Source organism: Parabacteroides massiliensis, assembly GCF_900155425.1.
GTDB classification, from domain to species: Bacteria; Bacteroidota; Bacteroidia; order Bacteroidales; family Tannerellaceae; genus Parabacteroides; species Parabacteroides massiliensis.
In genome coordinates, this window is record NZ_LT700189.1 from 429,502 (window position 1) to 455,858 (window position 26,357).

Consider the following 26,357-nt stretch of genomic DNA (forward strand, 5'->3'; position numbering starts at 1 on the left):
CATAGATGAGACGCTCTATTACATATATGATCTTGGCAGGATGGTTGACCACCATCCACCTCCAGGCGCAAACCTCTTTGTTGGGTGACCGGCTGAGAGATACGTTTTCACCTTCCGAAAAGCGTTACGACACGCAGTCGATGGATATGGAAACCCGGAAACTCCGGCAAACGTATGCGAATCCCGCGTTTTACGACATCGCGCGATCCGACAGTTCTTTCCAGACCGGCCGCTATCGGTCGATGATATCGGCTTCTTACTCGAACGGCCGTGTCGAGGGAGATTTCTTGCCTTATGAAGGAAACGCTTTCACTGATTTCCGTCTGACCGGTTTCGGGCAATATTCGATCCCGTCAGCCGGCACGCTTTTCGGAAAAGTGCAGTACGCACGCGGACGGCATAAGAATATCGGCTGGAACGCGATGCGGCATCCGGAACTCTATCTGCCATATATCGCGACCGATTCGATCGGTGGTGATTTTCATTTCGAAGACTATCATGTCGAAGGTGGATACGCCTTCTCTCTCGGCAACTGGCATTTGGGAGCGACCGGCTTTTTCCGGGGTGAACAAGCCTACCGGAAAACAGACCCGAGAGCTTTGAACAACACGACTTGGCTGAATGTAGGCATAGGCGCGGCACGGTCGTTCGGCGGTCATTTGCTGATGCTGAACGGAAGTTTCGGACGAAACAAGCAACACATGTCGTTGCGTTTCTGGAGACCGGGCGAACAACAACGCTTTTTCATTTGCTACGGCTTCGGCCTTTATGACCATCGGGCCAGCTCGATCCGCTTCGGATACTCCCGTATGTATTATATTAAGGAAGGGAGCGCACGGTTGACCTATCAATCCCCCTCTCGTCAACATCCGTTCGTCGTATATGCAAGCATAGGCTACGAATATGACCGCATGAAAGCGGAAGAGTCGAATGTCCAAGATTTGTATTTCTCACGGACCAACACATTTTCCCCGACCTTGCGGCTCGACTGGCAACCGGGAGGTGCATGGGACGTCTCCTTCCTGTTGGAAAGCCGGCTGGATAGGCGGAAAGGATATGAAAACATATTTGAAGAGTACCTGATAGATGAAGCCAACAACATCTACGATTTCCGGCTGATCGACACGCAACAAAAATACCTGTACAGCTATTCGGAGAGTATGGCGCAACTTCGGCTACGCTACCGGCCGCTTCCCGGACAGACCCTGAGCCTGCAAACCGGCGCTTCCTATTTCTTGCGCAAAGAAGAATACAGAGGGACGGACTACCGGGTGAAAAACTCCGCGATTCTCCCGCAGGCCCGAATCGGTTACCTGTTGGAAAAGAAACGATCGGAATGGGAATGGAACGTCCAGTACGGGAAAAGGATCGGAACGGGCAATACCTATCAGGTCGTCATGCAGAACCAATCCATACCACATTTGGATTTCCAGCATACATTCGCCCCGTATGCCTATTATGACTGCGACTATTCCTCTCTCCTGATCGCCGCCACATATGTCTGCCGTTTCAAACGGTTTGGTATCGGCGTCAACCTCAAATTGATGTACACCTCCGGGGAGCGGGACAAGGAAGCGGTCTATGCCGGGCAGGTCGGATTCGCTTCCTCCGCACCGATGATCGCCTCTTCACCTGCCAGGCATGACGAATGGTGGGGGAGCAGTTCTCTGTTTTTCGTATTCTGATGGAACGGAACCGGCCGTAAAAAAAGTATTGCACTCGTACTATTTGATAGTAAAAAGACTTTGCTTCCAAAACACCGGTGTTTTGGAAGCAAAGCATATATGTTTTCAAAGCAAAACATATATGCTTTGAAAAGGACCGTCGACGGGTTGTTTTAAACCTGCTTTCCCATTTGATAGGCTTCTTCCATGGCGGGGTTCCCGTTGATCTCTCCTTTGAGCCAAACGCCTAATCCGAACACGGTTCCTTTTATTACGGGAGCTTCCAAGCAGTCCAGGAATCCTTGGAACGTGTCGATCGTACGGAGCATTTTCTTACGGTCGTCTTCGGCTGCCGTTACGATGAAATAAAATTCCTTGCCGTTCATCTCCGTATATCTTCCGCAACAACGGTCTATCAGTGTTTTCATCTGAGCGCTCATCGTGTAGAAATAGACAGGAGTAGCCATTACGATTACGTCGGCATTCACCATTTTTTCGATGATCTCGGCCGCATCGTCTTTTTGAGGACACGGTTTCTGGTATTGGCTGCATGTGTTGCAGCCCGTGCAGTAGTGGATTGTTTTGTCTCTCAGGAAAATCTTTTCCACTTCATGGTTGCTCTCTATCGCACCACGCATAAATTCATCACAGAGTGTGTCGGAGTTGCCGCCACGCCGGGGGCTGGATGATAAGATCAATACTTTTTTTGCCATACTTTTATATTAGTTTAAATCGCTATTAAAAATGTCCCGAAGGAACAGATACAAAGTTACTGTAAAGGGCCGGTTGGGATTGTATATGAATTACGGGGATAAGTACCATTTTTACAGGAGAGGCATACATCCTGATTCTTGGTCAGCGGACAGGCGTATGGCCTGTTTGACAATGAAGGCCTGAATCAGAACAGGAAACCGAGCGAGAAACTCATTATGTTTGTTCGTTTTTCAATATTGAGAGTCCCTTTCTGGTCGGCATCGGTCTTACCTATCTCACGAAAATCGGAAGCGACCTCGCTCAAACCGAACTCGTAGCTGAAGTCAAGAAACAGACGCCAGATGCTGACTCCCAGTCCGGCGGCGATACTGATCCCGAAAGGCGTGTTGTCGTCTTCAAACTCGCGGGCACTGTCCGTCATATCCGTGCTGTAGCGTGTCTTGTAGTTGTATTTGATATTGGGGCCGAACATCATGCTTAATGCGTACGGACCTTCTTTTACCAGATAATAGCCGACCATCACCGGGACTTCGAGTGTGGCGGACTTATAGGTGATCCGGTTCTTGCCGATAGGCATTTGGGTGTTTGCCCCGTTCGGCAGGCTGCTTTCCGTTTGGGGAATGTTGAAACGTATGTCACCTTCCGTATATTGCCATGCCAAGCTGGGTTGAATATAGAAACGATCGATATTGACCCGTGCAAACGCGGCTGCCTGATAACCTACCTTATATTGCAGGCGTATGTCTTCCATCTCCTGATCGTTTATCGTCAACGATTTGACAATCGGGAGCGCGGCGCTGACTCCGACTTTTCCTCCCCAATTGAATATCTTGTCTTCGATCTTGATAAACTTTTGGGCTCCCGCCTGGAAACAGAAAGAGAGTATCAACAATGTAAGGTAAATTTTCTTCATGACTATTTTTTCTTTTTGACCGACCAGCCGAATTTACCGACAAAGTCGCCCAGTCCATAATATTTGCCATGCGAATAAGCCAGCAGGTCGGCACGTTGCATATCGAAGGCGCCCGTTTCCGGATCCAGATATTTGTCGTCGGCTTGCACGTTCACCACGTCGGCGATAAACATGTCATGGCTGCCTAATGCCAGGACTTCTTTTACCCGGCATTCGATACAGAGCGGACATTCTTCTATGGTCGGGGCGCTTACGACCGAGGCTTTTCCCGGTGTCAACTTCATTTCCTCGAACTTGGCATGGTCTTTTCCTGAATTGACGCCACACCAGTCGGTTGCATACGCCAACTCGCGGGTTGTCAGGTTAATCACGAATTCCATGTTTTTTTTCAGGATCGGATAGGAGTGACGCTCCGGGCGGACGGAGATATAACACATCGGCGGATTGGTGCATATCGTCCCCACCCATGCGACAGTTATAATATTGTATTCCGAAGGCTCGGATCCACAACTGACCATTACCGCAGGTAGCGGGTAGATCATCGTGCCGGGCTTCCAGTCGTGCTTCATAACAATTGACAATTGATAATTGACAATGGACAATTCAGGGACTGCGACAAATAATTGTCCATTGTCAATTGTTAATTATTTAATGATGATATCTTCTTTATTGATCTTGCGTTCGCAATAATGGCATCTGATCGTCCCCTTCTCTTTGTCGATTACATCGAAACGGGTCGGCATCGGTTCATTGTTGGTGATACATTTCGGATTGTTGCATTTTACGAGTCCCACCAGTTCGTTCGGTAAGGTAACGGTCTTTTTCTCCACCACTTCGTAATCGCGGATAATGTTCAGGATCACGTTCGGGGCGATCAGGGCAATCCGGTTGATCTCCTCGTCACAGAAGAATTTGTCGGATATCTTGATCATGCCTTTGCAACCCATTTTATTGCTGTGGAAATTGTTACCGATCGTGATCGTGTTGTCCATGTTTTCCAGTCCCAGTAATTTGGCTACTTTAAACAACTGGCTGGGGGGAATATGATCGATGGCAGTGCCGTTCTCTAAAGCGGCGACCTGCAATTCTTTTTTCTTTTCTGCTGACATAACTTTTTGTTAATTGATAATTGTCAATCGTCAATTTGAATATTTAATACTTCACAGATGATGGCCTGACGGGCGAACAGTCCGTTACGGGCCTGTTGGATATAGTAGGCTTTCGGATTATCGTCCACATCATAAGCGATTTCGTTCACGCGAGGCAGCGGATGCAGGATACGCAGGTTCTCACGGCTGTTTTTCAGCATGTCGTTCTTCAGGATATACACATTCTTCACACGTTCATACTCTTCGAGGTCGGTGAAGCGTTCACGTTGTACACGCGTCATATACAGAATGTCCGTCTGGTTGATGATATCTTCCGTAAATTCCGTATATTCATTGTATTTGATGCCATGCTTGTCACAGAAGTTTTTCTGTTCGTCCGGCATGCGGAGCTCGTTCGGCGCGATGAAGTTGAATGTCGGGTTGAAATGAGACATTCCCACTATCAGCGAGTGTACGGTACGTCCGTATTTCAGGTCGCCGACCATCGTGATGTTGAGATCCGTCAGTCTGCCTTGTGTCTTTTGGATGGAATAGAGGTCCAGCATGGTTTGGGAGGGATGCTGGTTTGCCCCGTCTCCGGCATTGATGATTGGTACGTCCGTGACTTCCGACGCATAGCGGGCAGCACCTTCCAGATGATGACGCATAATGATAAGATCGACATAGTTGCTTACCATCAGGATGGTATCTTTCAGAGTTTCGCCTTTGGAGGAACTGGTCGTGGAAGCATCGGAGAAACCGATCACACGGCCGCCCAAGCGGTTCACTGCAGTCTCGAAACTCAAGCGTGTGCGAGTGGAGGGTTCGAAGAACAAGGTCGCCGCCACTTTCCCTTCCAGCAGCTTACGGTTCGGATTTGCTTCAAACTTCCTGGCGTTATCCAGAATACGAAGAATGTCCTCTTTGGAACATTGATCGATAGAAACTAAACTTTTACTTTTCATTTATATGTTGTAATGTGTTTATTATCTGCTTTTTATCTCTTTATTCAATAGCCGGCGTAAAATATTTGTAAAAAAGTCGGCTGTTGATTCAGAGATATAACGTTTCTCGTTTGGCAAAGATAAGTTTTTCTATACGATATTGTAATCAGTGATTAAAGAAATGTGTTGAGATTTATTTTTTCTTGTTTCCGTGCGTCACTAATCATTTGCCCCACACAGTAAGCGTATGCTTCTTTGCGAAACTCCTCCCTCTCAGGTGAACCAACTTTGCCATATAGTTTGTCTAATACGACATCCATACTTCCAATTTTAGGATTTGCTTGCATAATATTCATTTAAAGAAGTCTATAAAGTAATTCTCATAATATAGTATTTCTCTTTCTTTTTTCATAATGCAAACATAGTAAAAGTTTACATATATAAAACTTTGTTAAGGCTTTTCTTCGATTATCGCCACAATTCTCTTTAGTTCCTCTATCGTGCTGGTTTTATAGAAGTCTCTTTTGTACTGGATGAGGGCAGTGCTGAGAAGATAGTTATTCCAACCACTTCATCTATAGGGTTGCCGCTATTAATATATTCATAGTAGAATAATGAATAAATGCTTTGGTAGTATTCGTATTATCACTATATTTGCATGGTAATTAAGTCCAAAGCGTTATGAGTTACAAATCAGTAAAAGACGTTGTAACTATGTTGCAAGAAAACGGTTTTGTTCTAAAGAGTCAGAAAGGTAGCCACATGAAGTTTGAAAAAGACGGTAAAGTTGTTATCATACCGAATCATCACAGCAAAGGAGTTGAGAAAGGCACTTATTACAGCATTTTGAGACAAGCGGGGCTAAAGTAGCCCCCTTGTTCTCTCAATTAAAAAACGGAGGTAATTATGAAAACGGTAGAAGTAATTGTAGAACATGCAGGAAAGAACTTGAGTGCTTATATCGAAGGAGCTCCTGTTATTACAGTCGGTAATGACATGAAGGAGTTGGAGGATAATATGAAGGAGGCGATCGAGTTATATTTGGAAGATAACGATAGTCCCTGCGAAGTGTTGTCTGGGGAATTTGAATTGAAGTTTAAGATTGATGCTGCTACATTTATCAACTATTACAGTAATATCTTTACTAAGGCTGCATTGAGCCGTATTACAGGAATCAATGAACGTCAGTTGTGGCATTATGCTGCCGGCGTGCATAAGCCTCGCAGACAACAGTTAGAGAAAATTCAGAGGGGTATTCAATCATTGACAAAGGAGTTAGCAGCAATAAACTTGTTATAGTATGGTGGATGTTGGAGTATAAAAAATTGGTAATTATGTCTATTTACAAAATAGTAAAACTCCATATAAGATAACAAAAATAGAATATAGAGTAGTGTAAATTGAACTGTGTCACCGAACACTTATTGTATAATATTGTTTCTTTAACAAAGATGCGTATCTTTTGTCAATTGTATTAAATCCTGGCTTTTCTCCTTGAAAAAAGGCCTTCTTGCCGTGAGGTGCATTGTTTTTTCCCACGAAGACGGTCTTCATTACTTTGACGACCGTCTTCATACATGGTGATCTCGGCATCTCACGGCAACGACGACCGTCTTCATTTCAACGACGACCGTCTTCATGGGCATAAGGGCCTGAATCCCTTTTCAAATATCCCAAGCCGCCACCAATCTTTTTTGCTACAGACAAATCTCAGGAGGTTGAGCTTTTCCAAAATGCAAGTGTTTATCCCTTTTCGATCTCTCTCGAAACAATATATTTTCATTCCCTGCCGGTCTCATATATCCGTTTATCAGCAAAACAGAAAAAACAGTATCAAAATATCAAACTAAAATACTCTGATATTTTGATCGAAAGAGAAAAAGCGGGAAATAGGGGTTATTGTTCGGAATGTATTACAAAAAAGGACCTGTTTCGTTGAAGTTTGGATACTTTACGGAAACAGGTCCTTGAGGAATAGGTAAAAGGTTTGGTTTTAATAAGGCATTTGGTTTTTATGGAAAAAATATTTTCTTATTCTCTGCCGCCACCCAAAGCCTGATACAGATTGATCACGCTTTGTATTTCGGTGAACCGGTTAGCCGTTTGCGACAACTGTGCACTTAACAAAGACTGGCGGGCGGTCAGCACTTCCAGGTAGGTGGTCGTACCGTGTTCCATCAGTAGAGAGGTGCTCTCCAAGGCCTTTTCCAGAGACTGGATTTGTTTTTCGAACAAGACTGTTTTTGCCTTGCTTGTCTGGCAGGCGACCAACGCATCGTTGACTTCGCTGCCGGCTTTCAGCAATGTTTGCTGGAATGCCAGGCTTGCTTCTTCCTGCTGGGCTTTGGCAATGCGATATTGGGCCATGATCTGTCCTTTGTTGAACAATGGCTGTGTGAGCGAGCTGACTGCCGAAGCCAGGAATTTGCCCGGATTGACGATCATGCCCCCTGCCGAGTTGGTCCATCCGGCGCTTCCGCTCAATACGATGGAAGGATAGAAAGCGGCGCGGGCTTGGTTGGTCACGTAAAAGGCCTGTTCCAGCGAACGTTCGGCAACACGCACGTCGGGGCGGTTCGACAACATCTGCATCGGTACGCCGACGGCCACGTCTTCCGGGAGTTGCTGGTCTGCCAATTTCCCGCGTTCGTAGCGGCGTGGGGTCTCTGCGAGCAACAGGGCGAGACTGTTTTCGACCTGGTTGATCTGCTCTTTCAGGTCGAGAATGGAAGTCTGCACGCTGTAGTAAGCCGCTTCCATCTGGGATGTGGCCGCCTCGTTGGTTAATCCGGCATCCATCAAGGCGCGGGTAGAAGCCACCGTCTCTTTCCAGGATTCTTCTGTCTGTTGCGAAATGGCCAACTGCTCATCCAGCATCAACAATGTATAGTATACGTTGGCAATCCCGGCTATCAACTGGGTACGCACGGCTTGCTGGTAGTCCTTGCTTTGGGCATACAGCGCCTTGCTCTGTTGCTTGGCATTGCGCAGACGTCCGAAAATGTCCAGTTCCCAACTGGCAGTGACAGGCAGCGTGTATGTCTTGGTCGCTTTCCCGCCGTCGAAACTGCTGATTGTTCCTTGCGGGGAAAGTGCGAACGAAGGTAGAAAAGCGAGCTTTGCCGACATTAACGCCGCTTCAGCCTCCTCGATCTGCAATTGGGCGGACCGGAGGTCGGTGTTGTTTTGTAACCCTTGTTCGATGAGAGCCTGCAATTGCGGATCCGTAAAGAGTTCCCGCCAGTTCACATTGCCGAAGTTGGTCGTATCATCGACAGCCACCTCTTCTCCGTACAGGTTGTCCGGAGTTGTCTCGGCCGGTTGATATTTGGTGTATATGCCGCAACTGCTCAACAGAGCGGTTGCGGTTGTCAATACGATTATTTTCTTCATACCTTATTTATTTTCATTGTTTAAACCGTTACGTTCGATTTGGCTTTTTTGCTTTTCCAACGCAACTTGTATATCGGTTTCCTCTTCCATCGGCGGACGGATTTTCTCTTGCAGATATTCGAAGGTGATGTAGAATACCGGCACGACAAACAGCAAAGCCAATGTCCCGACAGCCATACCGCCGACAACCCCTGTTCCCAATGAACTGTTACCGTTGGCTCCGGCTCCGGATGCGAACATAAGCGGAAGCATACCGAAGATCATCGTAAGCACGGTCATCAAAATCGGACGCAAACGGGCTTGTGCAGCCGAATAAGCAGATTCGACGATCCCCATTCCTTTACGGCGACGTTCGATGGCGAACTCGGTGATCAGAATCGCTGTCTTGGCCAAAAGTCCGATCAACATGATGACACCGGTCTGCAAGTAAATGTTATTTTCCAATCCGAACAGTTTGGCAAACAGGAACGAACCCATCAACCCGAACGGAACGGACAGGATAACGGCCCAAGGTACAAGGAAGCTTTCGTACAGACAAGCTAAGATCAGGTAGATAAGCAAGATACAGACGGCATAGATAAAGAGTGTCTGCGAACCTCCGGAGTTGGCCTCTTCACGTGCCATACCGCCATATTCGTATCCGTATCCTGTCGGCAACATCTGGGCAGCCACCTCTTCGATGACCTGCTGCACTTCACCGGTAGAATAGCCCGGTGCCGGGTTTACATTGACCGTGATACTACTAAAAAGGTTGAAGCGGTTGGCCACTTCAGGTCCGAGTATCCGTTTCAAGGTTACGAACTGGCTGATCGGAGCCATTTCCGTCCCGTTGCGGACGAACATATTGTTCAAGGCTTGCTCGTCAAGACGATATTCAGGCGAGGCTTGCGACATCACGCGGTATACTTTTCCGAACTGGTTGTAGTTGGAAATGTATGCGCCACCGCAATAACTGCCCAATACTTCGAGTACTGTCGAAGGTGAAATCCCGGCCCGTTTACATTTGGCTGCATCTACATCGACCGATATCTGCGGGAAGTTCATGGCATAGGAGGTATAAGCCATCGCCACTTCGGGACGTTGGTTCAAAGCTCCGATATACTGCATGGCATTGCCATAGAACGTGTTCATATCTCCGCCTGTACGGTCCTGCAAGTTCAACTCGATAGCGTTACCCAGGCCGTAACCCGGAATCATACCCGGCTGGAAACTGAATATCTGCGCCTCTTTGATTTGGGCGAATTGTGCGTTCAGGCGGGCTATCACTGCATCGGAAATATGTTCGGCCCCTTTTCTTTCATCCCAGTTTTTCAGACGGATGATCGCCATACCGTAGGATGTGCCCTGTCCGGCCAGGAAGCCGTAACCGGCCACGCGGGAGTAGTGTTCAATCTCCGGAGTGTTCTGTAAGATGTTCTCAACCTTGTCAAGCACCTTGCCTGTCTCTTCCAGTGTGCTACCCGGTGCGATGGCTATGTTCGCCATAATGACACCTTGATCTTCTTGCGGGACAAGCCCTGTTTTGGTATTGTTGATCAGCCAACCCAGCAGGATGACGGATGCAATCAGCCCGGCCCATACCATCCAACGGTGATGGATGAAGAACATGACGCCTTTCTTGTATTTGCCCAACACGGCATTGAAGGAGGCATTGTAGGCTGCACGTACACGTCCGTTAATGCTTTTGGCACTCTTGTTTCCATCGCTCGGACGCATCATCATCGCGCACAGGGCGGGACAGAGCGTCAAGGCGCAAATCATGGAAAGACCAACGGAAGTCGCCATCGTCACACCGAATTGCGTGTAGAAGATACCGGAAGTACCGCCCATGAAAGTTACCGGTACGAACACGGCCATGAACACGCAGGTACAGGAAATGACGGCCATCGTTACGTCGCCCATCGCATCTTTTGTCGCCTGGTAGGACGAGGTGTAGCCCGAATCGAATTTAGCCTGTACGGCTTCCACCACCACGATCGCGTCATCCACCACCGTACCGATGGCAAGCACCAATGCGAAAAGAGTCAAGATGTTGATCGTAAAACCGGCGGCAGTCAAACAGGCGAATGTACCGATCAGAGAAACGATGATCGAAATAGACGGGATCAGCGTACTCTTGAAATCCTGCAGGAAGAAATACACCACAAGGATTACGAGGATGATCGCCACGATCAGCGTTTCCACCACATTATATATAGAGGCGAAAAGGAAGTCGTTGGAACTCATCATCGTGATGAATTCTGTCCCTGTAGGCAATTCTTCTTTTATCTTTTCCAGTTCGGCGGCAATACGCTTGTTTACTTCCGTTGCATTGGAGCCGGCTACCTGGTAGATCAGGAATGTTACGGCCGGCTTGCCGTCCATCTGGCTGTCGAAACCGTAACTTAAGGTTCCCAACTCGACTTTGGCCACGTCTTTCAGGCGTAAGACGGACCCATCTTCTTGGGCACGGACAACGATATCCTGGAATTCTTCCACGCTTTTCAGACGTCCGCGGTATTTCATGGTGTACTGAAACACGTTTTTGGAATTTTCTCCTAACGAACCGGTAGGAGCCTCGATGTTCTGTTCGCCTAATACGGATGTCACGTCCGAAGGAACCAATCCGTATTGTGCCATTCGTTCGGGATTCAACCAGATACGCATACTGTAGGTGTCGCCCAACTCCATTACGTCGCCTACGCCTTCGATACGTTTGATACGCGGGATAACGTTGATGTCGAGGTAGTTTCCGAGAAATGTCTTGTCATACCGTCCATCGGAACTGACAAGTGCATCGATCTGCAAGAAGCTGGTCTGCCGTTTTTGGGTACTGACACCGATACGGGTCACTTCGGCAGGCAACAGACCTTGTGCTTTCGTCACGCGGTTCTGTACGTTGACGGCCGCCATATCGGGGTTTGTCCCTTGGTTGAAGTATACCTCGATCGTAGCCGAACCGGCATTGGTCGCCGTAGAGGTCATGTACATCATGTTTTCCACACCGTTGATGCTTTCTTCCAGCGGCATGATGACACTGTTCATCACCGCATCGGCATCCGCTCCGGTATAAGTAGCCGATACATGGACGGTAGGCGGTGCAATATCGGGATATTGCTCGACCGGCAAAGTAAAGAGCGAAATCAATCCGATCGCCAAAATAAGAATGGAGATGGAGATGGCCATCACGGGCCGTTTGATAAATATATTTCCTTTCATACTTCGATCCTTTATTTAACTTGCGTTCCTTCATGTACCAATCCGGCTCCTTCGGAGACGATCTCTTCGCCAACCTTCAATCCGTCGAGTACGATGTATTCGCGGCCATCGTTGATTTCAGCCACGGTAATCAATGTGGAAACTGCCTTGCCGTCTGCCACTTTATAGACAATCGTCTTGTCCTGCATACGGACAGTCGCGCCTTGAGGAATCACGATGCAGTCCTTGTAGGCCTGCGGTATGAGCACGTTGCCGGAGGCTCCGCTATGAAGCAGGCGGGATTCGTTGGGGAATACGGCACGTACGCCGACTGTCCCGGTCTTCCGGTCGATCACTCCGCTGATAGATTCGATTTTCCCTTTCTGCTCATAAACAGACTGGTCGTTCAGTTTCAACGACACTTCCGGCATGTTTGCCAACGCTTCGTCCATGCTTTTATATTGACGGCTCATAGCCAGCAATTGGTTTTCTGTCATGGAGAAGTAGACATACATGTTCGAATTGTCTGAAACCGTTGTCAGCGGTTGGGGAATACTGGCGCTGACCAAGGCTCCGGCACGGTAAGGCAACATGCCGACAACTCCGTCGGCCGGGCTTTTGACTTCTGTGTAAGACAAGTTGTTGCGGGCGTTCAGCTCCTGAGCTTCAGCCTGTGCCAACTGTGCTTTGGCGGTCAGGTAATTGTTCTCGCTTGTTTTCAGGTTGAAAGCAGAAACAACTTTCTTTGCAAACAATTCTTTAGTACTGTTGTAGTTCAGTTCGGCGGTAGCCAAAGCTGCTTTTGCCACTTCGACGTTTGCCAGGGCTGTCTTCAGGGCTGCCTTGTAAGGGACTTGGTCGATGACAAAAAGTAATTGTCCTTTCTTTACAACCTGTCCTTCCGTTACACAAAGCCGTTCGATGGTTCCTGATACTTGCGGATAAATATCTATGTCCTGACGTCCTCGGATCGTGGCCGAATAGGATGTTGTCAACTCTTTGTCTGCCGTAGAAACTTTCATTGTCGCATAAGATGCTTTCATCTGTGCATCCGGTGCATGTTTACAGGATGTCATCCACATTGTCGTACAGCCGATAACTGCCATCAGCCGTATCCATTTTGCATTTGCTCTTGTCATATTGTTCATTATTTTAGAAGTGCCGCAAATGTACCTTGAAAAAGAGCTGCGTTATTTGTCTGAATATCTATATAAATCTTCCAGATTGATACAGTATAGATATTTTAAGAAAAGAATACTTGAAAAAAATAAATAACTATAACTTATTGCGATGTGGTTTGTAAATCGGGCGTTTAGAAGAGGTGATCGGTTAATGGGTGGACTATAAGGTTTCACAAAAGAGAAAGTGGCGTACCGAAATGTATTTGTTTCCGCGCTTGACGCGAGGACAAATACATTTCAGCACACCACTTCTGCTGTCGTCTTTATTCTCTTATTGCAGGAATTCTACCAGTTTGGTCGGCAGATAGAATGTGTTGTTTTTGTCAACATACACGATTACCGAATTCAGGCGGATTTCTTCCTGGCCTTTCTTTCCGATCGTCACGATGTTGCTGAACGGCGTGATGTTGATTTGTTTCTTTTTGTTCTTCACGACCAAAGAAGGAGAACCTTTTTCGTCTTTTGCCGGAACGATTTCACATTTGAAGTCTTTGAATACTTCCGTGTGAGGAGCGAAGTTGCCGGCTGTCAGTTCTTCCAACGTATCGTGAGTCATTCCGAACAGGGAGCAGAGGTAATGGTTCAGCTCGATGTTCGTGTGCATACCGATCGGCAGGCTTGCACGGTCCGGATGATATGCTGCGATGAACACTTCTTCGCCCGTGTGACCGCCGGTTGTGAAACCGAAGCAAGTGCGGGATGTCAGCAATTGGGACATGAAAGAGGTCAGTGAACCGCTATACAAAGAACCTTTGCCTTTTATCGAACGTTCGTTTTCCGGTATCGGACTGTTTTTATAGTCTTTGCAATGGTTCAAGGCATCCAGTTCTTCGGGTGTCAGTTCGAAACCTGCGTATGTGCGGAATACGTTCTGTACTTCGGAAGCCGGAACACTGTTTACCTTCTTGGCGAAACCTTCGGCTGTCAGTTTGTACAAAGAGAACTGGTGGAACAGCTGATCTTTGCTCAGTTTGTCGTAGCCTGCGCAGTCGCGGCGGCCGATGCTGATACCGCTGTTGCCGTGGTCGGGAACCATGATGACAGCAGTTTCGCCGTTCTGACGGGCAAATTCGAGAGCCGCACCGCAAGCACGGTCATAGGCCAGAAAATCGGTTGCCATGCCGACCGGGTCGTTCGCATGGGCTGCCCAGTCGACCTTGCTGCCTTCCACCATCAGGAAGAAGCCGTTCGGGTTCTGGGATAACTTTTCGATTGCCTTGCGTGTCATTTCTTCCAAAGAAGGCTGTTTGGCCGGGTCGCGGTCGATGTCGTAAGCCATTTCTCTGTCTCCGAACAGGGCCCACATATTGTTACCTTTATAATTGCGCATACCGTCGATGTCATTCTTGAAGACTCCGTATCCGTTACCTTTCAGATAGGCTTCGCTTTCTTCGGGAAGCAGGCTGGCACCACCGCCGATCACTACGTTCAGGTCGTTGTGAGCCATCTGCGGAGCGATCCATTCATATTTGCCGCGGTTGTAGCTGTGGGCGGAACAGTCGGCCGGAGTTGCATGCGGGAATTCGCAGGTAAAGACCAGTCCCGTTGCTTTGCCCTGTTTCATTTTGGCGGCTTCCAAGACGGTTGTCAACGGTTGGAAAGCGCGTGCCGGATCGGTCGGGTAGATGTCGTTGTCGCCGTCGTTCTCCGGATAAGTGGAAACGTAGCCCGTACGGCTGGGCTGTCCTGTCATGTAGCAAGAGGTCGTGGGTGCCGAGTCGCCGATCGGGGCATTTGAAGAATGTGTCCGGATCGTACCGCAGAGATACGGGTCGATGTTCAATTTCGGCTTGTCGGGGTTGGTGTACCATTGCAGCCAACGTGCTGTGGATACTGTAGCCAGCGATGTTCCGTCCGGGATCAGAAGAATGACGTTCTTCACCGGTTTTACGTTTTCTACATCCTGGGCTTTTACCGGCATGAAGATGACAGCCAGTAATAAGAGAAGTGAGATTGTTTTTTTCATTATGATTTATGATTTATGATTTATGATTTATGATTTATGATTTATGATTTATGATTTATGATTTATGATTTATGATTTATGATTTATTTGTCTAATTGTATGATATCTTCTGTGAAGTGCGTGAGCTTCTCCAGTCCGGTTTCCGTAACAAGGAAACTGTTTTCGATGCCGACGGCGCCGACCCCCGGTATCACGTATTTCGGTTCGAGTGCGAATACCATGTTCGGCTCCAACTTGTCTTTCGAGCGGGGCGTAAGTACCGGAAGCTCGTTTATCTGGAGGCCGATGCCGTGCCCTACGAATTTGGCTTGCTGCCTGGTCCCCATGAAATAAGCGCCGAGTCCTTGGCTTTCGGTTATTTTGGCGGCGATTTCATACAGCTCGGCACAGGGTGTTCCCGGTCGGACGATATTCTCGATCTCGCTTTCGATAAGGAGAGCGGTCTGATGTGCCCGGTAAGCGAGTTCGGGCAGGCGGCCGACAGCGAACACGCGCGTCATGTCCGTCATATAAGCCGTATAGTTTCCCGCCATGTCCACCATGACGGCCGTGCCTTCTTTCAGGACCGTCCCGTTCGCTCCTAACGGGCAGGAAGCATCGATGCCGCCACCGCCCAGGGCAAAGTCGAAAGGTGAGGGGGCTTCGGCGTTTTCCCCTGCCAGGATACTTCCCATAAAGATATCCATATTGGCTCCGAAAGCACGGAACAGTCCGATGGAACCGTTCTTGCGCATCCGTTTTTCTATTTCATACTGGAATTCGAGGTCTGTCATTCCGGGGTGGAAACATTCGGGAACTTCGGCATATGTCTTGGCATGGCGTTCGGCCGAGATACGAAACATCTCGATCTCGTGCGGCGTCTTTATCCGGCGCAGTTCACGCATCATGGCAGTCGCGTTTCCCGTCTCTTTCGGATTGAAGATTTTTTGCAGACGAATGTAGTCGTTGTATGTCAGTTCGTCGGCTTCGAGCAAGAGTTTCTCCGGCATTTTCAGTCCGTGGGAAGCGAACAGTTCGGGCATCTGTTCCGGTTTGCGGATGTATTCCACGTGGTCGCCGGTCAAACCGTTCGGGCGTTTCACGAAGAACCGGGGAACTCCTTCCGCTGGAAGATAGAAATAGCCGTTATAGATATGTCCGGTTGTATAATACAGATTCACATCCACGCTGAGCAGGCATCCGTCAGCGTTTATCTTCTGCATCGCCTGCTGCATGCGGTCCCATTTCAGCTTGAGGTCGCCAATCAATTCTTTTTGTATCATTTCCAACTCTTATTTTATCCGACCCCAAAGATATTAAATTAATGTCGGGATTGGAATGATTTTAAGTATTAAATCTTGATTAAATTTAGAATTGTTCGAGCACTTGTATCCGTTTTTCAATGGGCGGATGAGTGGCGAAAAGTCCGCTTAAACCGCTCAATGCGCTTTTGGCCTGTTTGCCTGGATGTTGGATGAAAAGCTGGGCTACGTCTTCCCGTTTGACGGCTTCGATGTCGGGATCGGCGGATATTTTCCGCAGTGCGCTGGCGAGGGCGAGCGGGTTCTTGGTCATCTCGGCTGCTCCGGCATCGGCCAGGTATTCCCGTTTGCGCGAGATGGCGAAACGCATCAGCATGGAGAAGAAATAACCGATGGCTGCAACGATCATGACTAAGACGATGATGATTGCGGTGTTGTTTTTCTCGTCTCTCCTGTTCCCCATCGACGAGTAGTAGACGGAGCGCATGGCCATCTGTGCGAGCATGGCGAAGATGCCGACAAAGACAATCGAAACGATCATCAGGCGTACGTCATTGTTGCGGATATGCGACAGTTCGTGCGCAATGACCGCTTCCAGTTCTTGGTCGTCCAGCTTGTCGATGATTCCGCGCGAGAGGCTGACGGTGTATGTTTTGTCGTTGATGCCGCTTGCAAAAGCGTTCAGCGAATCGTCGTTGATGACATTGATTTTGGGCATTTTCATACCCTGGCTCATGCACAGGTTTTCCACCAGGTTATAGACCCTTTTGTTTTCCATTCTCGACAAGGGTTCGGAACCGGTTGCCGAGTTGATGATGCTTGTGTTGGCGAAATAGGCGATGATGAACCAGATGAGTACGCCGCCCAGCACGTATGGCGCCAGATGGACGAACATCCCGGTGGAATATTTGAGCAGCTCGGCTTTCGTCATGCCGTCGTCGTTCATTGCCAACAGGTGGAGCAGGTAACAGAACGCAAAAAGCAATCCCATCACCAGGCAGGGAAAGAGGCAGAGCAGGAGCAGGGACCTGAAATTGTTCCTGCTCTTTTGGGTTTGTATGCCGACGTATTGCATCCTTAGAACTTGATTTTAGGTGCTTCTTCGAGTGTGGCGCGTTGCTCGCCCAGGTCAAACATCATTTCCTTCTTGAAACCGAACATGCCGGCGATCAGGTTGGACGGGAATGTCTCGACTGCGTTGTTCAACTCTTTCGTTGCCGAATTGAAATAACGGCGTACGGCAGCCAGTTTGTTCTCAAGGTCGGAAATTTCTTCCTGCAACTGCAAGAAATTCTGGTTGGCTTTCAGGTCCGGATAGGCTTCGAGCGTGATCTTCAATCCGGCCAATGCGGAAGTCAGGGCATTTTCGGCCACGATCTTATCGTCGATCGTTTTGGCACTGATCGCCCCGTTACGGGCGTTGATGACGCGTTCCAATGTCTCTTTCTCGTGTGAGGCATAGCCTTTGACCGTTTCGACCAACTGTGGGATAAGGTCGTGGCGTTGCTTGAGCTGCACGTCGATGTCGGCAAATGCGTTCTCGCGGTTGTTGCGCAATTTCACTAACGAGTTATACAAAGAAACGATCCAGATTGCCAGGATCGCGATCACTGCTATTAAAATGATTGTCGTCATAGTCTTTTACTGTTTTTAAGTATGAGTTACTACCACAAAGTTAAGAATAAAAAGTGGAATATGGAAAATCACAGATGATAATGTGTTTTTTCTTGTTTCACACAAACAGGACTTCTCGACCATGGAACAGGAAATTGCTTCCTACGACATATTGCCTGGCAGTAGGCGAGAACTGCTCTTCCACGGTGACATGCAAATGGCCGGAAAGAATGGCTTTCAGTAAAGGTTCTTTCTTTAGATAAGCGATAAAATCCCGTGTGGTGGCATCCGTTTTTTGTGCTTTGTAATCACCCGTAGGTGTATAGTTTTCGTCATTTATGTCTGAAGCGAACTTGTTTTCCCAAAATCTTTGGGAAGCCCTCCAGATTTGATCAGTGGTGAATGGCACATGCATGCAAAGCACGATGGGGATGTTCTTCTTCACTTCTTCTTTGAAAAGAGCCACCTGGTGAGGTGTCACCGTTCCATACACATCATCCAAAGTGATGAAGTTGACGCCGTTTATTACCTGAGATTGGAATGAAATGTCAAAAGGGTAGACTTTTTGGAGCAAATCCCTTGTATAGTCTTTGTATGTTTCTGTATTTTCTTGTTTGGGATTTTTACTAATACCCATATCTATGGAAAATTCATGGTTCCCGATGCATCCACAGATATCTTTGCCAAAATATCTGCGTACCAGATCGAAGTTGGCTTCGCTTTGCCAGTCAATCAAATCGCCCGTGTGGACTATGTAATCCGCATGTTCTTTGGCCCAAGTCAAAGAGTCTCTTAAAGCCTCTTCCTGCCTTCCTCCGAAGCATTGGGTCCGGCTTTCTTTCAATCTTTGTTTGATCTCGTTTTCATGCGGGTAGGCTGCTGTCAAATGAGTGTCGGAAATGTGGAGTACCGTAAACGGTTTTTTCAATCCGATTTCAATAGTTGCAAAAGCCAAGGCTAATCTTTCATATTGGCCACGCTTCGGAAATACTGAAGGATTATCTTCTGCCATTGCCGGTAATTGCGAAACAGCTAAAATAGCTCCGGCTCCTGTGATTCTTTTAAAGAAATTTCTTCTGTCAATGTTGTTACTCATGGTTCGTCTGTAAGTTTTTATTCGTTGACAAACTTACAAATTAAATTGTAGATGTTCAAAAATGGCTTGATCTTTAATGGGATATTCTGTCTTTTTTTTCTTTTGCGATTGTCACGTTGAGACTTTGAATGAATATGGTTATTGCCAGAGCCAATGAAATAAGTATCGCTGCTATGACCATGCAATGGTGAAAACGCATGTCGCAATCGGAAATGCCTTCTGATGTTGACACCATGAGGGACAGTCCTATGGCTCCGCCTATCTGATGGGTTACATTGACAAAGCCGGAAGCGGCCCCAGTGTTTTTGCTGTCCACTCCCTCTATGCCGAGATTCGTAAGCGGACTCATGGCAAGCCCCTGCCCGAAACCGATAAGAATCATTGGCAGGCATATAGCAAACAGATAAGGGCCGTCACACCTTGCTTGTGCAAGCCAGACAAATCCGATGACAAGCATCATAAGCCCGGATAGCAAGACCGGTATGTTGCCATGTTTTCCGACTAACCGTGGAACAGCCAAAGCACCGCAAAAGGTAGTGAGGGTCATCGGCAGAAAAGAACAACCTGTTTGAAGCGATGTAAATCCGAAACCGTTTTGAAGGAATATCGATATGGCGAAGTTGTAGCCCATCAATGCTCCTATCATAAGCAGACGTGCCACATAGCCGTTACACCGGTTCTTGGAAAAGAAAAGACATCCCGGAACGATGGGAAAAACAGCTTCCCTTTCAACTTTTCCAAAAATCAAAAGACAGATGCTTGACACGATTAGCCACATCCAAAGACTCTTGGCTCCGTCAATGGCGTAGACAAACGTAAAGACAGCCACTGCCGATAATATCGTGCCGCGTATATCCAAGCGGGCTTTTACCGTATTCTCTCTATGCAGCCATTTGGCTGCGTATGCAAACATTCCCAATGTTAGGGGAATGTTGACCAAAAAGCCCCATCGCCATGATCCGTAACTCGTGATGGCGCCGCCAAGCACCAACCCTACGCAAAGTCCCAGTCCCGATATGCTGCCATACCATGCCACGACTTTCACCCTTTCTTTCCCTTGGAAGTAATCCATGATGAGCCCGAGTGCCGCAGGTGCCATCGCGGCAGAGCCGACGCCTTGTGCAAAGCGTGAGACAATCATCAGCATGGCTGTCTGCGACAATCCGGCCCCCAAAGACCCGATGCAGAATAAGACAATGGAAATACAGAACAGCCGTTTGCGTCCATAAATGTCACCAAGCCGTCCTCCGGCCAACATGAAACCTCCGAATGCCAGTACATAGGCGTTTTGTACCCACGACATAGCCATGTCGCCCAGATGCAGGTCGGATGCAATTTCTGCGATTGCCGTTATGACGAGCGAACCGTCTATGCCGACCACCAGATAGCTTGACAGAACAAGTGCGAGCACCACACGTTTGCGTTTCTCTTCCTCTGTCGTGTCTCGTGTTATATCCATATCGTTTATGCTCCTTTCTTTTGCGGTGCAAAGTTTCGATGATTCCGGATTGTTTCTGGTAGCGAAATCTCTGATAAAAATATATAAATCACATTTTTCGACTTTTTATATTACAATAAAAGCTGTTTTTTTCGTTTTTATAGTCGTTCAGGAACAAAAGCAATAGGAATTCATGGCAAACATCAAGATTTGTGACATAAGCAGTTATAATGAAATGGTGGGAGCAGAAACGCTGCATCCGCTTGTTGGGGTAATCGACTTCGGCAAGTTGCCTCCCATCCTGTTCGACAGTCCGCAGCGGATGTTCGGATACTACGCCGTTTATCTGAAAGGAAAGAAATACACGGAGTTGCACTATGGCGACAGCCTGTATGATTATAGCGAAGGCGCATTGGTGTTTTTCGCTCCGGGACAGATCGCCGGTTCGGAGGCTGACGGGCAACGGCATCAGGTGCAAGGGCATGTATTGATGTTTGCTCCCGAGCTGCTTGCTGGAACTCCGTTGCAGGGAGCCATGTCGCGCTATTCTTATTTCTCCTATAACACCAACGAAGCCCTGTTCCCGACCGAACGTGAAAAGAATTTGCTTGTGGATGTTTTCGGGAAAATCGACGACGAACTACATACCGGCACCCCCGACATGCTTATCATCACAGACTACATAAAGCTCGTGCTTGACTATTGCTTGCATGCTTACGACCGTCAGTTCGATGCCTTGCCGGTAGCGAACAACGACATATTGGCACGTTTTGAAGAAATATGTAATGACTATTTCGAACGTAAACTTCCGGTGACCAACGGATTGCTCACCGTACAGTATTGTGCCGAAAAACTTTGTCTCTCCGTCAACTATTTCAGCGACTTGATACGCAAGACCACAGGACTCTCGCCACAGAAGCACATCCGACAAAAGACCTTGGAGAAAGCCAAAGAACTGCTGCTTACGACATCAGGGCGGATCAACGAAATAGCCGAAGAACTCGGATTCCGCCAACCGCAGAATTTCAACAATTGGTTCAAAAAAATCGAACAGTGCACACCGAATGCTTATAGGAATAAAATAATGACTTAATATGTTTCGTATGTTTGCATAATCGGTGTCTGGCGAATATTGTTTTTCGGTATACCCCCGAAAGGGGATTTGAAGCTTTGATGCAAATCAGATTACACAAGCTATTAGCCAAAAACAATAACATACATAACATATCCCAAGAATGCAATAGTTAATAATACCCTGGAACCTGTGATTACTTTTAATAAAATCCAAAGCCAATCCAAAAATGTCCATCCCCAAGCGATTAATTTTATAACTAAAGTTCTTATAAGGTCCTCATTTGTTATTATTATCTCAAAACTTAATAGATAAGAGGCTATGATGAGTATAAGAAACATTAGTCCCAATCCGACTATGGCAAAACCAGCAATTCCCCATAGGAGAAAACAAATGATGTCTTGTATTAGTTCTATCATATTTTTGATTTAATCATTTACTGATAAAAGAAGGTTCTCTATCTCTTTTATATTGTTTCTTCAATTTTTCTTCTTCTGATTCATAGCAGTATTACCATTAAAAACACTTCCAGAGGAGCAATTAAATAAAAAACTCTCCAATCATGTCCTTCATCTGATGAAAAATCACTTCTATTATCAAAGAACAAGTAGGTGTTAACGTTATTACTGATAGAATAATACCTAATCTGTCTATACTTCATATGTACAATGAGTTTGGTGTAAAAATTAAGTTATTTGTTTGAATATCAAAGATGTATTTATAATAATTGTTGATATAATAAGACATTAACAATTATTGCTATGTTCTCGATGGATAAAAATACAGAGATTTATTGTATCGTAAATGATTTTGGTGAAAAAATGCAGAAATCAAAAAAAGACATGATGAAAGAATGTTTTTCCCACAAAATCATAGGCGCTTATTCAAGTTTTGCAAGAAATATTCTTATGTTTGTAAACGATTACCTTATTTTAATATTGAAGAAACAATTATGGAGTTGGTGCTGAATACATTTGGAACTTCGTTAAGTCGTGATAATGAAGGATTTGTTATTCTTTCGAAAGATGGAAAACAACGTATTCCATCTGAAGGTATTTCTTCTATTCAGATTGGTCGTGGAGCGCAAATTACAAGTGATGCAGTGTTACTTGCGATCGAGCGGGAAATCGAAGTGCTGTTTATGGATAAGAGTGGGCAACCGCTTGGAAGGATTTGGAGTCCGAAATATGGCTCTGTTTCATTGATCAGGAAGGGGCAATTGAGCTTTACTTTTACCAAAGACGCTGTGTTTTGGATCAAAGATATTATTTCCAGAAAGATCGAAAATCAGCAGGCTTTATTATTGATGATGATCCCTCGGGCTGATGAAATAGAAAGGGAGGTGAACAAATCAATCAACCGACTGGAGGACTACCGAACGAAAGTGAGAGGAATCGATGGAGAGATCGTTTCAGATGTGGCTCCAACTTTGCGAGGATGGGAAGGACTCTCTTCTAAAATATATTTTAAGACTTTAAATTTGTTTCTTCCCGAAAGATATCGTTTTGAAGCAAGAAGCCAACATCCAGCTTTGGATGTGGCGAATGCATTGTTTAATTATGGATATGGTTTGTTGTACGGGAAAATTGAGGGAGCTTTGATAAAAACCGGTATTGACCCGTACATCGGAGTTATGCACAGAGATGACTATAACCGTCCGGTTTTGGTGTATGATGTTATTGAATTATATCGTGTTTGGGTAGATTATGTCGTATGTTCTTTGTTGATGCAGGAAGTGGTAACTGATGAATACTATTCTGTTCGAGAAGATGGCTCCTGTTGGCTTGAAGCTTTGGGACGTCGAGTACTTATTCAGTCGTTGAATGATTATTTGGATGAGGTTGTAACGATGAAGGGACTTTCGAGAAGTCGCTTGACACAATTATCTTTGTATGCTCAGGAACTTGCACAACAATGGAAAAAATATATTTAGGTATGATTTCAGCGGGAGTCAATATAACAAGCGGAGCGGATCCGTTGCGTAAGGTGACGGTAAAGTATTTTTATGATTCGTTGCGTAATCCTCGTCCGGAGATATTATCTTCTATTCGTCAGCTCCGAATAGCCCGGGAGATAGATGGCAAGCAATATAATTTACTAAAACGTCGTTTGCCTTATTTGGTTTGTGGAATGTTCAATCCTCCGTATCGTAAAACAGAAAATTTTGCTTATGTCGAGTATTTCATTATAGACATAGATCACCTTTCTGATAAAGGATTTTCTATTACTGAATTGCGCAAATCAATTGAAAAAGATGAACGGGTGGTTTTGTCGTTTCTCTCTCCCAGCGAAGATGGATTAAAAGTTTTTTTCAAATTGAAAGAACGTTGTTATGACTCAGGTTTGTATTCAGTGTTTTATAAAGCTTTTTCATTGGAATTCAGTAAGCAATATGCTTTGCAACAGGTTGTTGATACACGCACGAGTGATGTGACACGCGCTTGCTTTATCAGCGTGGATCCTGATGCTTATTATAATCCGAATGCCACATCGGTCGATATGAATGCTTTTATCAATTCTGATAATCCGTTTGCTTTGTTTGAACAGAAACGGCAACAGGAAAAAATCATGAAAGCGAATGCTTCCTCTTCAAGTTCGAAAGAACCGAATACTTCTGATCCAGACAAAGAGGTGATTGAACGGATTAAACAATTGCTTAATCCAAAGGTGAAAAAAGAACGAGACATTGTGTTTGCTCCTCATGAATTAGATGAGATGATGGCTATTCTTAAGCCTTATGTCGAACAGACTGGTGTTGGTATAACCGAAGTGATCAATATTCAATATGGTAAGAAAATTCGCTTTAAGATGGGAATGAAGCAAGCCGAAGTAAACCTGTTTTTTGGAAAGAAAGGTTTTTCGATTGTACAATCTCCTCGTACGGGGACGAATGCTGATTTGAATCAACTGATGGCAGACTTGATAACTGGATTTATAAAAGAACAATAATCGGTGATCAAGATGGTTAAGAAATCTCGTAAGGTTTTGACCTTTGTAGATAAAATGCAGAAGTTTATTCATGCTGGCATATCCGGATCGGCAGTTCCTAACCGATTGGGAAATGGAGTGGAGGATTTGTCTTCATTGGATGAACGTATAGAAAGAGTTTTAGGTATTGTAAATCGAATAAACAGGCCGTCTTCTAATATGTTGTTTTTTGTTATGTATGATATAGAAAGTAATAAGGTTCGTCATCAGGTTGTCAAATACTTGCAACGGAAAGGATGCATGCGTGTCCAGCGGTCAATTTTTTTGGCAGATTTGGCGATGTCGGAATATGATTGCATACGGAAAGACTTGGCGGAGGTGCAGGCGGCTTATGAAAATAATGATAGCATATTGATTGTTCCGATATCGTCGGATTATTTACGTTCAATGAAGATAATTGGCCAAAAAATAGAATTAGATATAATCATGCACAATAAAAATACTTTGTTTTTTTGAAAGAGCCGTTTATGGCATGCATTGTTTTTCAATACAAAATGTAATGAAAGTTCTTTGACATATTGAATTTATGATTATCTTTGCACTCTCAAAATTTAGAGCTATTTTTTGTGAAAATATAAAAAAATCTTAGGTTTTAGAGTGAGAAGTGAATGAATGATAGTGCGTTGGTAATTTTGCTCTCGTATATAGTATTCCAGTATAATAAGGATTAAGACTTCTCTGTATCACACATCCGTAATCTTTTAAAGCAACTCGTATATAGTATTCCAGTATAATAAGGATTAAGACACTATCGAACATTACTATACGCCTCACGGCGGTTTTGCGCTCGTATATAGTATTCCAGTATAATAAGGATTAAGACGGCGTCTGCTTTGCTATCCTTATATACCTTAGAATACTCGTATATAGTATTCCAGTATAATAAGGATTAAGACCGTCGGTAATGTCTGGCGTAATTGGTCTAAGTCTTTTTTCTCGTATATAGTATTCCAGTATAATAAGGATTAAGACCAGGCAATGTTCTAATGATAACCTGTAAGTCTTTGAATACTCGTATATAGTATTCCAGTATAATAAGGATTAAGACTCATAATTCGAACCTGCCCAACCGTTTTGCGTGTAAAAACTCGTATATAGTATTCCAGTATAATAAGGATTAAGACCGCCGACATTCGACAACGGTCTGTCTGCTTTGTTCAATACTCGTATATAGTATTCCAGTATAATAAGGATTAAGACTAAAAACTCATGAAAAAGAATGTCACATTTCATAATTTCTCGTATATAGTATTCCAGTATAATAAGGATTAAGACATCCTTTCCTTTTTATCATTAATACTATAGAAACTATACTCGTATATAGTATTCCAGTATAATAAGGATTAAGACTACGAGGTGGCGCGCGCTATATTGTTATTAGATTATCCTCGTATATAGTATTCCAGTATAATAAGGATTAAGACTCTTTAAATAAGTTTATAGATTCTTCTTAAAATATTACTCGTATATAGTATTCCAGTATAATAAGGATTAAGACCCAGTAGCCATCAGCCCAAACGGTAACCTCTTTAAGGCCTCGTATATAGTATTCCAGTATAATAAGGATTAAGACTTCGCTTCCTTCGCTTTCAGACACGTCTTGATCGCTCGTATATAGTATTCCAGTATAATAAGGATTAAGACTTTTCATTCAGAAAAAGTTTAATTAAACGAAATAGCCCTCGTATATAGTATTCCAGTATAATAAGGATTAAGACAAAAGGGTGATCCTTATTTGGAACGAGCAGGACAAGGTCTCGTATATAGTATTCCAGTATAATAAGGATTAAGACTAGAAGCATTAGCCTTTATGGCTTCACTTTGCAACCTCGTATATAGTATTCCAGTATAATAAGGATTAAGACACA

The 26,357-nt window shown here is 45.4% G+C and carries 22 protein-coding genes, 1 pseudogene and 1 CRISPR repeat array (1 of these 24 running past the window's edge); of the genes and pseudogenes, 7 read left to right on the plus strand and 16 right to left on the minus strand.

What is annotated here, in order from left to right:
- The first annotated feature begins 5 nt into the window (after window positions 1-5).
- Entirely contained in the window at window positions 6-1,685 is a 1,680-nt protein-coding gene (locus tag BQ9893_RS01800; RefSeq protein WP_075964471.1) for a DUF6850 family outer membrane beta-barrel protein, read from the plus strand.
- A gap of 152 nt (window positions 1,686-1,837) precedes the next feature.
- On the opposite strand, the gene BQ9893_RS01805 is transcribed toward BQ9893_RS01800, so the two are convergent.
- The 6 genes and pseudogenes from BQ9893_RS01805 to BQ9893_RS22405 all read right to left on the minus strand — a co-directional run.
- On the minus strand, window positions 1,838-2,377 hold the full coding sequence (locus BQ9893_RS01805; RefSeq protein ID WP_075964472.1) for a flavodoxin family protein: 540 nt from the start codon (window positions 2,375-2,377) through the stop codon (window positions 1,838-1,840).
- A 185-nt stretch (window positions 2,378-2,562) separates the two neighbouring features.
- Window positions 2,563-3,291 (minus strand): porin family protein, encoded by a 729-nt coding sequence (locus BQ9893_RS01810; RefSeq protein WP_075964473.1) that lies wholly within the window; start codon window positions 3,289-3,291, stop codon window positions 2,563-2,565.
- 2 nt (window positions 3,292-3,293) lie between these two features.
- On the minus strand, window positions 3,294-3,860 hold the full coding sequence (locus BQ9893_RS01815) for a flavin reductase family protein (protein ID WP_075964474.1): 567 nt from the start codon (window positions 3,858-3,860) through the stop codon (window positions 3,294-3,296).
- A gap of 75 nt (window positions 3,861-3,935) precedes the next feature.
- On the minus strand, window positions 3,936-4,400 hold the full coding sequence (pyrI, locus tag BQ9893_RS01820) for an aspartate carbamoyltransferase regulatory subunit (protein ID WP_075964475.1): 465 nt from the start codon (window positions 4,398-4,400) through the stop codon (window positions 3,936-3,938).
- Between the two features lie 23 nt (window positions 4,401-4,423).
- Window positions 4,424-5,344 (minus strand): aspartate carbamoyltransferase, encoded by a 921-nt coding sequence (gene pyrB / locus BQ9893_RS01825; protein ID WP_075964476.1) that lies wholly within the window; start codon window positions 5,342-5,344, stop codon window positions 4,424-4,426.
- A gap of 173 nt (window positions 5,345-5,517) precedes the next feature.
- A pseudogene (locus tag BQ9893_RS22405) lies at window positions 5,518-5,670 on the minus strand (transcriptional regulator); the annotation flags it as partial.
- Between the two features lie 334 nt (window positions 5,671-6,004).
- On the opposite strand from BQ9893_RS22405, the gene BQ9893_RS01835 reads away from it, so the two are divergent.
- Complete coding sequence (locus BQ9893_RS01835; RefSeq protein WP_075964477.1) at window positions 6,005-6,193, plus strand: type II toxin-antitoxin system HicA family toxin; 189 nt, start codon at window positions 6,005-6,007, stop codon at window positions 6,191-6,193.
- A gap of 36 nt (window positions 6,194-6,229) precedes the next feature.
- A complete protein-coding gene (locus tag BQ9893_RS01840; protein WP_075964478.1) occupies window positions 6,230-6,622 on the plus strand; it encodes a type II toxin-antitoxin system HicB family antitoxin in 393 nt (130 codons plus the stop codon).
- Between the two features lie 732 nt (window positions 6,623-7,354).
- Here BQ9893_RS01840 and BQ9893_RS01845 read toward each other — a convergent pair.
- The 9 genes from BQ9893_RS01845 to BQ9893_RS01885 form a co-directional block, all read right to left on the minus strand.
- Window positions 7,355-8,716: an efflux transporter outer membrane subunit gene (locus tag BQ9893_RS01845; protein ID WP_075964479.1), complete on the minus strand. Its 1,362-nt coding sequence runs from the start codon at window positions 8,714-8,716 to the stop codon at window positions 7,355-7,357.
- Between the two features lie 3 nt (window positions 8,717-8,719).
- Window positions 8,720-11,914 (minus strand): efflux RND transporter permease subunit, encoded by a 3,195-nt coding sequence (locus tag BQ9893_RS01850; protein WP_075964480.1) that lies wholly within the window; start codon window positions 11,912-11,914, stop codon window positions 8,720-8,722.
- A gap of 11 nt (window positions 11,915-11,925) precedes the next feature.
- A complete protein-coding gene (locus tag BQ9893_RS01855; RefSeq protein ID WP_075964481.1) occupies window positions 11,926-13,032 on the minus strand; it encodes an efflux RND transporter periplasmic adaptor subunit in 1,107 nt (368 codons plus the stop codon).
- 313 nt (window positions 13,033-13,345) lie between these two features.
- Window positions 13,346-15,040: an alkaline phosphatase gene (locus tag BQ9893_RS01860; RefSeq protein WP_075964482.1), complete on the minus strand. Its 1,695-nt coding sequence runs from the start codon at window positions 15,038-15,040 to the stop codon at window positions 13,346-13,348.
- Between the two features lie 83 nt (window positions 15,041-15,123).
- Entirely contained in the window at window positions 15,124-16,302 is a 1,179-nt protein-coding gene (locus BQ9893_RS01865) for a M24 family metallopeptidase (RefSeq protein WP_075964483.1), read from the minus strand.
- An 85-nt stretch (window positions 16,303-16,387) separates the two neighbouring features.
- Entirely contained in the window at window positions 16,388-17,212 is an 825-nt protein-coding gene (locus tag BQ9893_RS01870) for a M48 family metallopeptidase (protein WP_374046603.1), read from the minus strand.
- Between the two features lie 146 nt (window positions 17,213-17,358).
- Window positions 17,359-17,916 (minus strand): LemA family protein, encoded by a 558-nt coding sequence (locus tag BQ9893_RS01875; RefSeq protein ID WP_075964485.1) that lies wholly within the window; start codon window positions 17,914-17,916, stop codon window positions 17,359-17,361.
- 97 nt (window positions 17,917-18,013) lie between these two features.
- Window positions 18,014-18,991, minus strand: coding sequence for a metallophosphoesterase family protein (locus BQ9893_RS01880; RefSeq protein WP_075964486.1), 978 nt, complete (start codon window positions 18,989-18,991; stop codon window positions 18,014-18,016).
- 73 nt (window positions 18,992-19,064) lie between these two features.
- On the minus strand, window positions 19,065-20,450 hold the full coding sequence (locus BQ9893_RS01885; protein WP_075964487.1) for an MFS transporter: 1,386 nt from the start codon (window positions 20,448-20,450) through the stop codon (window positions 19,065-19,067).
- 172 nt (window positions 20,451-20,622) lie between these two features.
- On the opposite strand from BQ9893_RS01885, the gene BQ9893_RS01890 reads away from it, so the two are divergent.
- Complete coding sequence (locus BQ9893_RS01890) at window positions 20,623-21,522, plus strand: helix-turn-helix domain-containing protein (RefSeq protein ID WP_075964488.1); 900 nt, start codon at window positions 20,623-20,625, stop codon at window positions 21,520-21,522.
- Between the two features lie 104 nt (window positions 21,523-21,626).
- Here the strand turns inward: BQ9893_RS01890 and BQ9893_RS01895 are convergent, their stop codons facing one another.
- A complete protein-coding gene (locus BQ9893_RS01895; protein WP_075964489.1) occupies window positions 21,627-21,920 on the minus strand; it encodes a hypothetical protein in 294 nt (97 codons plus the stop codon).
- A 533-nt stretch (window positions 21,921-22,453) separates the two neighbouring features.
- On the opposite strand from BQ9893_RS01895, the gene cas1 reads away from it, so the two are divergent.
- Genes cas1 through cas2 form a run of 3 tightly spaced genes read left to right on the plus strand, consistent with a single transcriptional unit; the run spans window position 22,454 to window position 24,945 of the window.
- Complete coding sequence (gene cas1 / locus BQ9893_RS01905; RefSeq protein ID WP_075964491.1) at window positions 22,454-23,434, plus strand: CRISPR-associated endonuclease Cas1; 981 nt, start codon at window positions 22,454-22,456, stop codon at window positions 23,432-23,434.
- Complete coding sequence (locus tag BQ9893_RS01910; RefSeq protein ID WP_244155031.1) at window positions 23,416-24,450, plus strand: CRISPR-associated primase-polymerase type B; 1,035 nt, start codon at window positions 23,416-23,418, stop codon at window positions 24,448-24,450. Before cas1 ends, BQ9893_RS01910 begins: the two co-directional genes overlap by 19 nt.
- A gap of 12 nt (window positions 24,451-24,462) precedes the next feature.
- On the plus strand, window positions 24,463-24,945 hold the full coding sequence (cas2, locus tag BQ9893_RS01915; protein ID WP_075964493.1) for a CRISPR-associated endonuclease Cas2: 483 nt from the start codon (window positions 24,463-24,465) through the stop codon (window positions 24,943-24,945).
- A gap of 181 nt (window positions 24,946-25,126) precedes the next feature.
- Window positions 25,127-26,357: direct repeats of the CRISPR family, unit length 37 nt; unit sequence CTCGTATATAGTATTCCAGTATAATAAGGATTAAGAC (it continues 594 nt past the right edge of the window).